Genomic DNA, 14,531 nt, shown 5'->3' with positions numbered 1-14,531 from the left:
CCGTTCCCATTTCGCCCGGCGTTACAAGGAAAGCTTCGGCCAATCTCCAAGCGGGCGCCGCACTTGACGACGGTCCATGATCCACAAATCGGCACGGCAACGTATTCTCCAGCAGGACGGCGAAACGCTCCGGGAGGCCGACAAATAGCTCTGAGATGTTGCAACCTAACGCAATGGAGATTTTCTCCATTGTTTTGACTGTTGGATTATTCGAGCTGACATTACCGCTATCTGGGAGACGGCCCAGTTTTGGACTGTCTGTTTATGCGACGAGCAGCGAAACGGACACTTAATGAGATCGCGGCGGCGGCTATCCAGCGTGGCGCAAATTACCCTGGCCCAGTCGTTGTGACGCTGAGTATTCTCGGGCATGCCAATAGCTAGTCCGATCCAGAATTGATCTTCGTGTGCTTCGCACAGGAGTCAGAACCTTGAAATTTCCGCGCACGCTACGAAGGAAAATTCGTTTCGAGATAGAAGCCTTGAAATTCCGCCGACTGAAATCCTATGCGCCAATGCGTCCATTCTTGCGCGGCTTGCCGCACGTAGCGCACGGGAACGCTGCATTCCTTCGCCCAGAAGTGAGTGGCACCGGACTTACCAGTTGCCTGGATCGGCGGTGTGGTCCATAGCCGCGAATTTATCGGCTTTTTCCTGATCCAATGTTATTCTGTTCGTTAGCTCGACTTCGTCCGCCACCGAATACGACAGGGGGGCGGGACCTTTGGTCAATTCTTGATAGAAAAGAAGGGCTGCCTCCTCGGCAGTTTCGGCGAGAATCTGTCGCGCGGTGCTGACTGTGAACGTGTGCATTGACGTAGCCTTTATTGGATAATTGCCGGCAGGCGTCTTACGCATAATGAATGAGCCGTGTCTCTAGATAGCACATCCAGCGATCAGCCAACAGCTCCCAGGTCTCGCCACCGCTTCAACCTTCCTCAACGTCTCATGGTTTTGCTCTTCATCAGCCTCAGGCCGAAAATAAATCTGTCTCGTGCTTATCTGTTGCGATAGTCTAAGCTAATGAAACTCGGGCAAACCCTAGGTTTCTGCACGTCGGCGGATGGCACGCGCATCGCGGTTGCCTCTTGTGGGAAGGGGCAGGTGATCTTGCGCGCCGCCCACTGGCTCAGTCATGTCGACTACGATGTCCAAAGCCCGGTCTGGCGGCCTTGGCTCCACGCGCTTTCAGCCGGCAACCGGTTCGTGCGCTACGACCCTCGCGGCTGCGGCCTCTCGGATCGTCATATTGCCGATCTTTCGGTCGATGCCTGGCATGCAGACCTTGATGCCGTGGCTCAATCGATCGAAGAGCCTCGCTTTGTTCTTCTCGGCCTGTCCCAGGGCGGCGCGCTCGCCATCGCTTTTGCCGCGAGGCATCCCGAGCGCGTGTCGCATCTCGTTCTTCTGAATGCCTACGGGCAAGGTGCTCGGGTGAGAGCGCAGACGGACGTTGAGCGCCTTGAAGCTGAAACGCTCGTCAATTTCATCCGCGTGGGCTGGGGACGCGACAATCCAGCATTCGCCCAGTTCTTCACCAATCTGTTCATCCCGGATGGCACACCCGAGCAACATCGCTGGTGGGGCGATCTGGAACGCTTGACGGCAACGGGTGACGTCGCTGCGCAACTGCTTTGGAACATGCAGGGGATCGATGTTCTGGAATTGGCTACGTCACTGCACGTTTCAACGTTGATCGCGCACTGCCGTGGAGACATGCGGGTTCCTTTTGATCAGGGCCGCAAGCTCGCGGCTGCGATTCCGAGAGCGCGCTTCGTACCATTGGAGAGCAAGAACCATGTGCTTCTTCCCGATGAACCCGCCTGGCCGATCTTTCTAGCCGAACTGTCAGCTTTCCTGGGGCAGGACCGGTCCATGCTGCCGCGGGCGGTACGCGAAGCGGGTTTGACACCCGCGGAGACGGCACTCCTCGACCTGGTCGCAGAAGGGCTGGACAATCTCGCGATCGCCGCCCGGGCCGGCAAAAGCGTGAAAACTGTCCGCAACCAGCTGTCTGTTATCTTTGGCAAGCTTGGCGTGCGCAGCCGTTCGCAAGCTATCGTCGTTGCTTTGTCCGGATGAGAACTGTTGAGGAGTCTAGCCACCGTCCAGAAGAGCGGGACATTTGTCCTCCGGGGCGTTTGATTTACTTTCTGTCCTGGGACCCTCGCCTCATGCCGTCTGCTGGAACGGAGTTCATCCTTTGGCCGGGGGCGACAGAACGCCGTCGACATCAGGAGGATTGGAGATAACTGAACTGAACGAAGGAGCGCTGAATGAACTTGTGGGCCGCGTGCTTGGTGATCTTGGCGGCGCGGTCAGTGTGCCGCTGGTGCGGATCGGAGATGCTCTCGATCTATATAAAACCCTCAAGGACGTTGGACCGGCAAAAGCCGATGATCTTGCCGCAGCGGCGGCTTGCTCGCCGCGCTATGTGCGTGAATGGCTCGCGGCGCAGGCAGCTTCAGGTTACGTGCGTTTTGAGGACGGAAGGTTCTCGCTCACGCCCGAGCAGGCATGTATATTTGCGGAGCCCGACAGCCCAGTCAACCTGATCGGCGCATTTGACACAGCGGCCGCTATGGTTGAAAACCAGCTGAAAGTGCAATCGGCCTTCAAAACCGGGCGCGGCGTAGCCTGGGGCGAGCAGGCGGGCTGCATGTTTTGCGCCGTGGCGCGATTGTTCCGGCCGGGCTATGTAATGCTCTCGTGCAGACTTGGCTTCCAGCGCTGAACGGCGTCGTCGAAAAACTGAAGGCGGGGGCTGATGTCGCGGACGTGGGTTGCGGGCACGGCCTCTCCACTATTCTGATGGCACAGGCTTTCCCAGCCTCACGGTTCACCGGCTATGACTTTCACCCGGGGTCTATTGCCGCGGCGACCGCACATGCCTTGTCGCATGGATTGACGAACCTGCGCTTCGAAATAGGCCGCGCCCAGGATTTTGGCGCGCAGGATCTTGATCTAATCACGTGTTTCGATTGTCTGCATGATATGGGCGATCCGGAGGCCGCGGCAACCCATATTCGCAGCGCGTTGAAGAAAAGCGGCACGTGGATGGTGGTCGAGCCGATGGCCGGCGATAATCTGGAAGACAACATCAATCCGGTCGGACGGCTCTATTACTCGGCTTCTACGATGATCTGTGTCCCCACTTCGCTTGCGCAGGAGACGGGCCTCGCCCTAGGCGCTCAGGCCGGCGAAAGGCGGCTGACCGAGGTAATTCGCGCGGGTGGTTTCACCCACGTCCGGCGGGCGGCGGAAACACCACTCAACATGATCCTAGAGGCGACTTGATAGGATACCGGTGAGCCCGAATGAACATCACTGTCTAAGGCAGTGTGATCGGAGGGCACAAGTGAACGTCAAATTCGGTAGCGCGATTACTGCAGACGCGAGGGCCTACCGGATGCCGCGGTGACAATGGTGCCACCGCTAATAGAACATGTATTGGGTAACATGCTAAATTGTGGGCCGTGTGCTTTGCTTTTTCGCACGCGTTAGGTTCGGGCGGGTGCTTCTGGATGCTATGCGTTTATGCCTGCCCATGACGCATCCGCGGTAAGCAAACATGATGGTATGGAACCAACTATTGAAGTGGAAGTTATTTAGCTGCGAGAATTACCAAGGGATTGAAACATGAAAAAAATCGTCATCACCCTGCTACTCTCCCTCGCTGCGACCCCATCGCTTGCCATAACGCGCTTGAACCCGCTTTCGATGAGTTGCGAACAAGCTCGAGCGACGGTCCATCAACGTGGTGCTGTCATCTTCCGCTGGACTTCACCCCGAGGTCTGCCGCTCTATGATCGTTTCGTTCGCAACAGCCGTTACTGTGACACAAATCAGTATGCCGAATGGAAGAATATTCCCACACGCGACGATCGCAGCTGCCCTGTCTTGAATTGCCAAAACATCGACAACTACGATGGGTTGTTCATTGTGCCGGAGCATTCATTGTAGGAATTTTCACACACTCTAGAACGAAGTCTTCGTTGACCTGGGGGCAACGTCTCGGTTGGCGCTCGTCTTGTCCTATGAGAGGACCCGCTCCAAAGCGCAACTGTTTTGCCCCTTCAGGTTAGATGTAACGCAGTTGTGTGACCGGGGCCGCAGCCACTGCAATATCACCATCGGCACGAACTCGGCTATAGACAGTTGGGTGATGTCAGTTTCACTCACGGAGGACGCTCATCTTTCCGGAGTTTCAGCCATCGGCCCCACCAATGTCACCCCCTCTTTCAACCCGATAGCGTTGCGAACACCTTCTGCAACAGATCTAATGGGATGGGCTTTGTGAGATGGAAATTAAATCCGGCCTCCGTCGCCAATTCCCGGTCGCGGTCTTGCCCCCAACCTGTCTGTGCGATGATCGGTGTATCTTGAAACATCGCCTCCAAGCGAAATGCCCGGCAGACCTCATACCCGTTCATACCCGGGAGCCCGATATCAAGGAGTATGACGTCGGGCTGGTAATATTTTGCAGCGTCCAAAGCCTTGCGGCCGTCGTGAACAGATTCGAATTCGTGGCCGATGTCTTCAAGCATCATCCCAAGTGCATCGGCAATGAGTGGATTGTCGTCGACGACAAGGACCTTCAACGGCCGGAAAACCGGGGTTTCGGGTAGCGATTCCTCTGCTAATTGCGCAGTTGGCGATGGAGAGCTTAACGGAAGCCTGATTGAAAAGCGGCTGCCCAATCCCGGACCGGCGCTGTACGCATCGACAGAGCCGGCATGCATTTCGACAAGCCGCTTGACGAGAGCAAGCCCGATGCCAAGCCCACCCTGCGCGCGCTGTAGGTGGTCATCGATCTGGGTGAACAGCTGAAACACATTCGTCTGCATGTCAGTGGGCATCCCGACACCGTTATCGGTGACATCAAGGACAACATCCATCCCTTCCGTTCGAACGGTCAGACCGATTTGTCCGCCTGCCGGCGTGTATTTCGCTGCATTGTTGAGAAGGTTGGACACAATCTGAGATAGTCTAATTTGATCGCCGGCAACCCATAATTTGGCTTCAGTGCCCTCAATCGTCAGTGTATGCCGCGCCCCGTCTATCAACGGCAGGCTGGCCTCGGTCGCCGAACGGATGATGTCGTTGATGCCAACGATGTCATTCCTGAGTTCAATTTTTCCCTGGCTAACGCGTGAGACATCGAGGAGGTCGTCGATTAGCCTGACGAGATGGACCAGTTGGCGGTCCATCATGTTGCGGATTTCAGCCGCGTTCTCCCTATTCGGATTGTGCTTTAGGATGTCCAGACCATTACGCAAGGGCGCCAGTGGATTGCGTAGTTCGTGGGCGAGCGTGGCAAGGAACTCATCTTTCCGGCGATCGGCCTCCTTCAACGCTTTGGTGTGAAGCTGAAGTTCATCACGTTGTGAAGCGATTTGTTGCCGTTGACAATACAGCTCGAAAAAGACATCCGCCTTGCTGCGCAAAACATCCGGTTCGATCGGCTTTTGTATAAAATCCACCGCGCCAGCTTCATACCCTTGGAAGCGCCATCTGCTTTCGGTGCTACCTGCTGTTACGAAGATGATCGGCACGCGCCGCGTTCGCTCGTTGCCCCGCATCAGCTCAGCAAGCTCAAAACCATTCAATCCAGGCATCTGAACGTCGATCAGCGCCAGAGCCACGTCATGCTCGAGAAGCAGCTCCAGTGCTTGATCGCCCGAGCGCGCTTTGAGTAGGGTCAAGCCTTCCCGGCGCAGGAGCGCCTCAAGGGAAATAAGATTCTCGTCAAGGTCGTCGACCAAAAGAAACGTAACGTTGCCCATTCAGGCAATCCTCCTCAAATATTCGGATATGCCACCTAGCGACATAACCATCGCATCGGGGCACAATGCCAGGGCTGCTTCAGGCATCGCAGCTGCAAAGGCAGTGCCGGGGTCTTGTATGATCAGTTCTCCGCCCGCTCTGGCAACGGCTAACATTCCCTTCGCCCCGTCCTGATTGGCACCGGTGAGAAGGATCGCCGTAAGCCGGGGGCCATAGACATCGGCCGCACTTTCGAACAGGACGTCGATCGATGGCCGAGAAAACAGCACCGGGTCCTCGCTGGATAGTCCGAGCGTATTGTTGGTTTCAACCAACAAATGGTAATCCGGCGGCGCAAAATATGCGGTGGATGCCTCAAGCGGCTCCTTGTCTTCTGCCTCCAGGACATGGACATGGCATTTTGCCCGAAATAATTCGGACAGGACGCTGCGTTTGTCGGGCGGGATATGAACGACGATGATGATCGGCAGGGCGAAATCCTTTGGGAGCGAAGGCAGAATGACGGAAAGTGCCTCCAATGCTCCCGCGGATGCACCAATTACGATTGCCTCGGGCGCCGACCTATTCATTTGGCCGTACTCTGGTAGATCTTTTCCTCACGCACGAACTCTTTGAAAGAGTCTGCGTGGCTGCAGAAGCGAAGGCTCTCTTTGGCGCCGATACCGAGAAATCCTTTGCGGGTCAAAGAGTCCCTGAACAAACCAACAGCCCTGTCTTGCAGGGGCCGGTCGAAATAGATCATGACGTTGCGGCACGAAATCAGATGCATCTCGCCAAAGACTGCGTCGGTAACAAGGCTGTGGTCGGAAAATACAACTCGTTCCCGCAACCTCTTGTCAAACGAAACTCTGCCATAATCGGCGGTGTAGTAATCGGACAAAGAGGACTTGCCTCCGGACATGCGATGATTTTCCGTGAAATGCTGAATACGGTCGAGATCGTAGACTCCAGCCTCCGCAATCCGCAGTGCGTCCTGATTGATGTCGGTGGCATAAAAGATCGTCCGATCTTCCAACCCTTCCTCTCGAAAAAGGATAGCGAGCGAGTAAAGTTCCTCGCCCCCACTGCAGCCAGCGATCCAGATCTTCAGGGACGGATAGGTCTTTAGATGGGGCACTACCTTTTCTCGTATGGCGCGAAAGTATCCGGGGTCGCGAAACATCTCGCTTACCTGAACCGTCAAGTATCCCAAAAGGCGCGGCAGCATGGCCTCGTCATGAAGGACACGCTCCTGCAAGGCCGAGATAGTGGAAAAACCCATCTGCTCGCGCGCCTGCCTGAGGCGCCGCTTCACCGAGGCCATCGCATAATTGCGAAAATCGTAATGGTACCGGACATAGAGCGCTTCCAGCAGAAGCCGGATTTCAATCTCTTCGATCTTTTCGGATGGTTCGATCACCGCGGCATCCAGACACGTACGAGTGACAGCAGCTTTTCCACGTCCAGAGGCTTTGCCATATAGTCATTGGCACCAGCATCGACACAGCGCTGTTGGTCGTCCGGCATCGCTTTGGCCGTCAAGGTGATGATTGGCAACTTTTTCCAGTCCGGGTTCCTGCGGATCGCCCGGGTAGCAGTCAAACCGTCCATGACCGGCATCATCACATCCATCAGGACAAGATCGATCCCGCTTGATGGTTGGCTCTGGGTGTGTTCAAGCTTGTCGAGAGCTTCCTGACCATTGCGGGCAATTTCGATAACCGCGCCCCGCGGTTCGAGAATGTTCGTCAACGCATAAACGTTTCGGACGTCGTCTTCGACGATCAGAATCCGTCGGCCTTCAAGCAACGAATCCCTATTGCGCGCCCTGCGGATCATCTTCTGCTGCTCGTCGGGCAAATCGGAAACCACTTTGTGCAGGAATAGAGATACTTCGTCTAATAGGCGTTCTGGCGACTTGGCGCCCTTAATGATGATAGATTTGGAATAGCGGCGCAGCCGTTGCTCTTCGTCCGCGGACAGTACCCTGCCCGTATAGACGATGACCGGCGGGAACGAATGGCTGCTATCCTGGCTGATCGTTTCAAGCAGAGAATAACCGGATGCGTCGGGGAGGGAAAGATCGAGCACCATGCAGTCGAAAGTCTGTTCCTTGAGAAGCGTCAGGCACTCGGCCGCCGTGCCGGCGCTAACCGTTTCGACATCGTGGGATGTCAGCAGTTTGGCGACGGCATCGCGCTGGATCTCGTTGTCCTCAACGATCAGCACGCGATGGACGCCCTGCGAGAATTTCGCCTCGAGCTTTTGCAGGACCTCGACAAGCTGCTCTCGTTTAACAGGCTTCATGACGTATCCGACCGCCCCCAACGAAAGTGCGGTTTCGGAATAGTCGTTGGCTGAAACGATATGGATGGGAATATGACGTGTCCGTACGTCGCGCTTCAATCTGTCGAGCACTGACAGACCGGATTGATCCGGCAACCCGACATCGAGAACGACTGCATTTGGCATGAATTGTTTTGCAAGCTCCAGGGCATCATGAGCGTTACCCGCCACCAAAGCACGGAAGCCCATCTCGCGGGCGAGGTCGCGCAGGATCGCCGCAAAAGTGTCGTCGTCCTCGATCACAAGCAAGGTGCGTTTGCCATCGTTGGGCGTTGCCCGGTCGTCCTCAACGATCCGGTGGCGTTCCGCGCGTGCCGGGCGTTCGTCCACAATTGACGGCTGCGACGGCGCAACCATCCGATCTGACGGAGTCTCGCGGGAAGCAATTCTCGAAGGATCGTAGGCCTCAGGAATGACAACCGTGAAGATGCTTCCTTCCGCATCACGGCTGGTGAGATGAATTACGCCACCGAGCAAGCGCACGAGTTCTCTCGATATGGACAGGCCAAGCCCGGTACCACCGAACCGGCGGCTGATCGTGCCATCGGCCTGGTGAAAGGCGTCAAAAATGCTGCGCTGCTGCTCCTGCGGGATTCCGATTCCGGTATCGGAGACCGCCAAGGCAAGCTGACCATCACCGGCACTGCGAAGGGTCAGCGCGACCTTGCCCTTCTCGGTAAACTTGAAGGCGTTGGACAACAGGTTCTTGAGAACCTGTTCCAGGCGTTGAGGGTCGGTCTCAATAATTGCGGGGACCTGGGGGGCGATATCGATATCAAAGACAAGTCCCTTGGATTTTGCCACGGGCTCGAAGAGCTGCCGAAGTCCGCTGGCCAGTCTCTCGACGGCAACCGGCTCGGGCCTGATATCGACATGACCGGCCTCGATCTTGGACAGATCGAGGATGTCGTTGATCAGATTGAGAAGATCGTTCCCGGACGATTGAATTGTCTGGGCATACTTGACCTGCTCGGCTGTAAGATTGTCTTCCGGGTTGTCGGCCAAGAGCTTGGCGAGGATGAGCGACGAATTAAGCGGCGTACGCAACTCGTGCGACATGTTGGCAAGGAAATCCGACTTGTACCGGCTTGCCAGTTCGAGCTCACGCGCCTTGAGTTGGACCGATGCGTTAACCCGTTCAAGATCATCCCGTTGACCCTCCAACTGCTGCGTCTGTTCTTCCAGCTGCGAATTCGTCTGCTCAAGTTCGACCTGCTGCTGTTCAAGGCGGGCTTGGGATTCTTTCAGCGCGCGTCCTTGTTCTTCGAGTTCCTCGTTTGAAACGCGCAGCTCTTCGCCTTGGACCTGAAGTTCTTCCGCCTGCCGCTGGGTTTCACGCAGGAAATTCTGGAGGTCGCTGCGATACTTTGCCGAACGCACCGCCGTCGCGATTGATACAGATGCCTGCTCAAGAAGTGCCAGGATGTTTTCGTCGACCGGACGCAGGAAGCCAAGTTCGATGACGGAATTGACAGCTCCATCCACGCCTCCAGGGGAAATTACCAGATGCCTTGGTTTGTCGCTTCCAAGGGACGAACCAAACGCCAGATAACCTTCAGGCACGTCTGTGACGAGTATTGGCTTTGCACCAGCAACTGCCTGCCCCAGAAGGCCTTCCTTGGGTTGAAAGCGCAGCGGGACGTTTGCATTTGCTGGAATCCCGTAGGTGGCGGCGCGCTGAAAGGTATCCTCGTCCTTGACGAAAATCGCCCCTGCGACAGCACCCGAATAGTCTGCAAGAAACTGGAGAATTTTGTCGCCAAGTTCTTCGGTGAGGCGATCTCCCGCCACGGCCGAGCTCACTCCGACCTGCCCCTTTTGCAACCAGTCTTCCCTTCGCCTAGAGAGCGTGGCCTGGCGCATCAGAATTGCCATTGCCGCGGTCAGCAGGATACCGAGAAGCCCCGCCAAAATGCTGCTGACAAACGCGGTCGAATAGGCATTGGCCATCTCCGTCAGACGCTCTGTCCGGAGACGGGTTTCTTCTTGCCGCATCGTCGTCAGTTGCGAGCGAACGGCGTCCATTTCAGCCTTGCCACGGTCCGAATTGACCATGGCAAGCGCAGCGTCGGATCCCTGCGCGCGCCTCAAGTCTATCGTCTCGCGAAGTTCCCTTATTTTTGCATCGACATGCGACTTCAGGATCGCGAGCCGCTGCTCTTGCGAAGCATTGTCGCCGATTAACCCTGCTATAGATTCAATGCGGGCCGGAATAGCGCTGACTGCGGCGTTATACGGTTCGAGATATCGCTCACTGTTTGTCAGCAGAAATCCACGTTGTCCGGTTTCTGCATCCTGAATGTTGGAAAGCAACTCGCCAAGGCCGACGATGACTTCATGGGAGTGAACGACGCGCTCGTTGTTTGAACGCAAGGTCTCAACATTGTAGAAAGACACAGCCCCACTAGCGATGAAAAACAGCACCGCCCCCGCAAGACTGATAGCAACAGCCGGATCCAGCCCCAGGCTGCGGCGGGAAGGCGATGCGATATCTGTAGTGGTCATGAAGGTCTCGGCATGAGAGGAGGCGAATTGATCGCAGGCGCTGACCCGCTGTTCTCAGGAATAAAATGATCGCGGGAGCATTTGAGGGCAGGCATGCCTTTAGGTAACACCAAGTGGGCGGAAAGGCGGCCTGAGACAGCGGGGAATCCTGCAGGAACTCCCTTTGCATATGGGCCCGGGTTCGCCTGCGACTACATACGATTTAACCGGAAGACGGTTCCCCGCCCCGGTATTCAGGTTCACCTGCAGCATCAAGACGCGCCGTTCATTCTACATATCTGCCCCACATCGAGCCCGTAAACGCTTGGCCACGAATGTTGTTCCGTCGCCAAAACAAAATAATTGAATGCGCAAAGTGGGAACATATTGGCGTTCTAGAGGTTCGTGACAGTCGTCTTGGTGCCCATCCCCTCGATCGTGCCGGAGATCATGGCGGTGGGGCGGCAGCGCTAGGCATTCCATACTGCCGGTTTTCGGCTCGATGGTTATACTGTTTTTGAAAAACAGTATAGCGCCGGAGTTGAAATATCAAGTCAATCGACCTCATGTAGGGGCCGAGAGTTCGAATCCGTGCAACTGCACTGATATTGCCCGAGGGTCGTCTGCAGTCGGCGCAAAGACGCCATCATCACGCGTCCGGAGTGGATTGATAGCGCCCCAGCACAGCTAGCGCCTTTAAACTGCTAGAATCCTCAACAAAGGACAATAGCTTGTCGTCTGGTCTTGCAAACTAGCGGAGAAGGCCGTCACGGCCGAACTCATTCCAGGCTTCCAGCTCGGATGTCGTGTCATCGTGTTTGGTCGCAGACGATGATTGAGCTTTCGCGTGCTGTGTTAGAGACCTCGTCAATTTCGCCTTATACGCCGCCCGACGTCTATTTTCTGCCGCAGCGGCGGCGTCCTCTTCCCGCCATTCGTCAACGACCCCCCTGTCAAGCAAGTCTTCAACGACGCGCGGATCGAAGACATGAAAGGTAATTTGCCGGGCGCGCCCCCGTAGGCGGACCGTTCGCGTGCCGGCACTGGGTAGGCGACCGTCGGCGAGCCAACGGCGCCTCTCGCTTTGTTTGATCGTGAGAATGTCCTGTATCTCGCGAGGGACGACTGGCAAGCGTTCGATGTTTGTGAGGGCTTCGGAGACGACGGCCACTGCGGAGGGGAATTCAGTCTTCACGGCCGACGGCATTGCCAGCACGATTTCCCCACTTTCGAGAACCAACGACTTCCTGGACGAAAGAGGAAGTTGCGCCCGCAGTTCCAGAAGGATGCCTTGGGCGCGCACTGCCGAACCTAGTGTCGCAGCGGAGGTCAAGGTCCACGTCTTCAGGAGTGCAATGTCGCTAACTTCGTGTTTCGGCATACGGATCAAATGGGAGCGGATCCAGTCGAAGTCAACGACAGGCCGCCGTGCTTTCGGGAAGCCGAAGAAGCTCTCGGTGAGTATTGAGGTCAGCACTGTTAATGTTTGCGGCCTCGCCCGGGACCCGACGCTTTCAGCGATTCTTTTGCGGAGTCGGAAAAGCCTGGATGCTTACCTTTTATCCATGCCACAAATTTCTGGATGGCGGGGTCCTCGAGGAGAGAGGCGATCGTGGAGAATTTCTTCGCAAGCTGAGAATCTGTGAAACTCGCGTGTATTTGATCGCGGCAAACACGATGCAGGGAAACGGTTTTCTTTCCGCCCTTGGTCTTGGGAATGAGAAAGTACTCTTCCCTCTGATCATCCGGGATCACGCGCTTGCACAACGGGCAAACCGCTAATTCCTCCGGTTCCACGTCCCACGAGGACGCGGATTCTCTGTTTTTGCGGGACATGGGTTCTCGATCTACCTCGACGTTTGTGCGGCGGCGCTTTTGCCATCATGGCATGGTATCACGGACCTCTTACAGAAGGATCGAGCGGAAGGTGTCAATCGTAGGCATTTTATTAAGTTTGTTGGCAAAGAGTCTTGATCGTGCCCGATCGAATTCGTGGGGAGCGCGTTGATAACTTAACGAACCTCGGAGGCAAGCATGTGCCCGCATACGGTCCTAGTCGTAGACGATGAGCCATTGATCAGGATGTCACTGGCAGACTGCCTTGCAGACGAAGGTTACGCGGTGTTGGAAGCAGCGAATGTCTTGGAGGCTGTCGCGGTACTCGGCCGACATCGCATCGACGCGCTGATTACTGATGTGGACATGCCAGGCGCGCTTAACGGCTTTGATCTAATGAGGTTGGTCACCAGCTACAGTGCAGGGGTCGCTGTGATCGTTACCTCCGGTGGCCATACGGCTGCCGAGATCGAGAAAGAACATGTCGGCTTTTTGGCAAAGCCATACAGTTTCGAAACGATCCTGATGGAACTCGCGAGCAGGATTTCGACAATTAACAACTCTATGCCGGAAGCACTGGGGAGCTGAGCCTCGGACTGGAATTGAATGGACACCCACAACGTATGGCGCGTCTTCACCGTCTCGCCGGATATGCTGACCAGACATGTCGATGTAGGGATCGAAATTCTGCCTACTGCCCATGATTGATGACGTTTTACACGTGATGCAATTCACCTCAGTGAAGTGACAGCAATCCGCCACGGCTCGTTCCCGTATCAGGACGGTAACAATGGGATCGCAGTTGGTACAGGATTTCCGGGTGACAGCAAGATGTTGGTGACCCGGCCTTTTATCGGACTGCGGAATTGCTTGCCGCATCAGAGATTGTCTAAAGCGTAAATCGGGACCCAGCATTATGCCGCGCTTCTTTTTTCACATGTGGACAAACGGTCACCTTGAGCGCGACGCAGAGGGGATAACCTTTGGTACGTTGGAGGCAGCGAGACTTGACGCAGAGGCGAGCCTGTTCGAGATGACACGCTCGTGCGGGGAAAGAAACCCGACACTCTAACGATCGACATATCGGACGAAACGGGCACGATCCTTGCGCACGTGACAGTCGATGCGGGGTCTTGAATTTTGCCGGATATTGCTCGCAAGGCATATTAGAACGTTTGAATTTAAATTAGTTTATTGACGTGCCCGTCAATCAGCGTACCCTTCACTCATCGGTCTCACGAAGCATTTTCTCGGCAGTGACCGCTTGGGAGTTGACTGCTCTTGCCCAACTAGGGAGCGGAGCCGTCATGACCCTGCACAATATCTCTATGCTTAGACCTAACCTGGTCCTCATCGTTGAGGACGAACCCCTGTTCGCGTTGGATGTCGAGCTAACGTTGGAAGAGGCCGGGTTCTCTTGTGAAATCCATACATCAAATGCCGAAGCCCTGCGGTGGCTTGAACACAACATTCCCGCCGCGGCTATTTTAGACATCGGCCTGAAAGATGGTCCCAGCGAGCAGGTTGCACGCTTGCTGGCCAATCAGAACATCCCCTTTATCGTCTGTTCAGGTTCTGCTCCAGAATATGCTGCTAGCGTCTTTGCCCATGCCACCTGGTTGCCAAAACCATTTGAGCCGTCGCGCCTTTTGGCGACACTGGCAGATGTGATGTCGCACCTAGAGTTCCAGGATGAATTGGCGCAACGGGCATGAACGTCGAGAAACATGAACGTCGTCCACGTGGCTCGTCTCCCCGCGGAGATTTTGAACTCTCCAAATCTTTCGCAACGACCAGCGAGGTCGCGCGAGTGGCTGCGGACAAGCGGAAGACCGAAGAGCTTCGGGAAGCACGGTTGAGGCGTGATGCCACATCTAAGCAAGCCTCAAGCTAGTGGGCTCATCAGCTATCGCGACTATGTACTAAGCCCTGGGACCACTTTTTGCGCAAACTACCAGCTGCCGCCTGCGGTGGCCCGAGCTGATCGCCGGGACCGCGGGCGACAGTTGGGGCCTCTACTTGGCTTAATGGACCGGCTGCTTCTCCGAGGGGGCAGTTTCATGCGCGTGCATGAATTGAATCCCTTGTTCCAAAAGAAG

General features: G+C 55.9%; 13 protein-coding genes and 1 pseudogene. 6 read left to right on the top strand and 8 right to left on the bottom strand.

The genetic code is table 11. The features are described 5' to 3' along the window. Positions 1-190, bottom strand: a 190-nt coding sequence (locus ACSQ3J_RS30825) for a hypothetical protein (protein ID WP_436041091.1), incomplete at its 3' end; no start/stop codon positions are given. Between the two features lie 407 nt (positions 191-597). Continuing rightward, entirely contained in the window at positions 598-813 is a 216-nt protein-coding gene (locus ACSQ3J_RS30820) for a hypothetical protein (protein ID WP_436041090.1), read from the bottom strand. A gap of 210 nt (positions 814-1,023) precedes the next feature. Here ACSQ3J_RS30820 and ACSQ3J_RS30815 point away from each other — a divergent pair, with 210 nt between their 5' ends. The 3 genes and pseudogenes from ACSQ3J_RS30815 to ACSQ3J_RS30805 all read left to right on the top strand — a co-directional run bounded on the left by ACSQ3J_RS30815 (position 1,024) and on the right by ACSQ3J_RS30805 (position 3,963). Next, complete coding sequence (locus ACSQ3J_RS30815) at positions 1,024-2,082, top strand: alpha/beta fold hydrolase (RefSeq protein WP_436041089.1); 1,059 nt, start codon at positions 1,024-1,026, stop codon at positions 2,080-2,082. Positions 2,083-2,248: 166 nt separating this feature from the next. Next, positions 2,249-3,297, top strand: a pseudogene (locus tag ACSQ3J_RS30810) (class I SAM-dependent methyltransferase). A gap of 342 nt (positions 3,298-3,639) precedes the next feature. Then, the gene (locus ACSQ3J_RS30805) at positions 3,640-3,963 is read left to right on the top strand and encodes a hypothetical protein (RefSeq protein WP_082511923.1); all 324 of its coding nucleotides are present in this window, start codon (positions 3,640-3,642) and stop codon (positions 3,961-3,963) included. Positions 3,964-4,241: 278 nt separating this feature from the next. Here ACSQ3J_RS30805 and ACSQ3J_RS30800 read toward each other — a convergent pair whose 3' ends face one another. From ACSQ3J_RS30800 to ACSQ3J_RS30775, 6 genes are all read right to left on the bottom strand, one after another. Next, positions 4,242-5,786 (bottom strand): response regulator, encoded by a 1,545-nt coding sequence (locus ACSQ3J_RS30800; protein ID WP_060501464.1) that lies wholly within the window; start codon positions 5,784-5,786, stop codon positions 4,242-4,244. Then, the gene (locus ACSQ3J_RS30795; RefSeq protein ID WP_060501466.1) at positions 5,787-6,356 is read right to left on the bottom strand and encodes a chemotaxis protein CheB; all 570 of its coding nucleotides are present in this window, start codon (positions 6,354-6,356) and stop codon (positions 5,787-5,789) included. It abuts the gene before it with no gap. Next, a complete protein-coding gene (locus ACSQ3J_RS30790; protein WP_436041088.1) occupies positions 6,353-7,186 on the bottom strand; it encodes a CheR family methyltransferase in 834 nt (277 codons plus the stop codon). Before ACSQ3J_RS30790 ends, ACSQ3J_RS30795 begins: the two co-directional genes overlap by 4 nt. Further along, the gene (locus ACSQ3J_RS30785; RefSeq protein WP_436041087.1) at positions 7,183-10,617 is read right to left on the bottom strand and encodes a response regulator; all 3,435 of its coding nucleotides are present in this window, start codon (positions 10,615-10,617) and stop codon (positions 7,183-7,185) included. Before ACSQ3J_RS30785 ends, ACSQ3J_RS30790 begins: the two co-directional genes overlap by 4 nt. A gap of 730 nt (positions 10,618-11,347) precedes the next feature. Further along, complete coding sequence (locus ACSQ3J_RS30780) at positions 11,348-11,977, bottom strand: hypothetical protein (RefSeq protein ID WP_060501792.1); 630 nt, start codon at positions 11,975-11,977, stop codon at positions 11,348-11,350. A gap of 98 nt (positions 11,978-12,075) precedes the next feature. After that, positions 12,076-12,432, bottom strand: a complete 357-nt coding sequence (locus ACSQ3J_RS30775) for a hypothetical protein (RefSeq protein ID WP_060501472.1) — start codon at positions 12,430-12,432, stop codon at positions 12,076-12,078. Positions 12,433-12,630: 198 nt separating this feature from the next. Between ACSQ3J_RS30775 and ACSQ3J_RS30770 the strand changes: the two genes are divergently transcribed. The 3 genes from ACSQ3J_RS30770 (at position 12,631) to ACSQ3J_RS30760 (ending at position 14,147) form a co-directional block, all read left to right on the top strand. Further along, the gene (locus tag ACSQ3J_RS30770; protein WP_060501474.1) at positions 12,631-13,020 is read left to right on the top strand and encodes a response regulator; all 390 of its coding nucleotides are present in this window, start codon (positions 12,631-12,633) and stop codon (positions 13,018-13,020) included. Between the two features lie 328 nt (positions 13,021-13,348). Next, the gene (locus ACSQ3J_RS30765; protein ID WP_436041086.1) at positions 13,349-13,504 is read left to right on the top strand and encodes a DUF6894 family protein; all 156 of its coding nucleotides are present in this window, start codon (positions 13,349-13,351) and stop codon (positions 13,502-13,504) included. A gap of 235 nt (positions 13,505-13,739) precedes the next feature. Next, complete coding sequence (locus tag ACSQ3J_RS30760; RefSeq protein WP_436041085.1) at positions 13,740-14,147, top strand: response regulator; 408 nt, start codon at positions 13,740-13,742, stop codon at positions 14,145-14,147. Positions 14,148-14,531: the final 384 nt, after the last annotated feature.

The sequence above is a fragment of the Rhizobium sp. LjRoot98 genome (assembly GCF_964252935.1).
GTDB lineage: Bacteria > Pseudomonadota > Alphaproteobacteria > Rhizobiales > Rhizobiaceae > Pararhizobium.
Note: the sequence above shows the minus strand (reverse complement) of the source record. Positions and strands in the feature narration are given on the sequence as shown.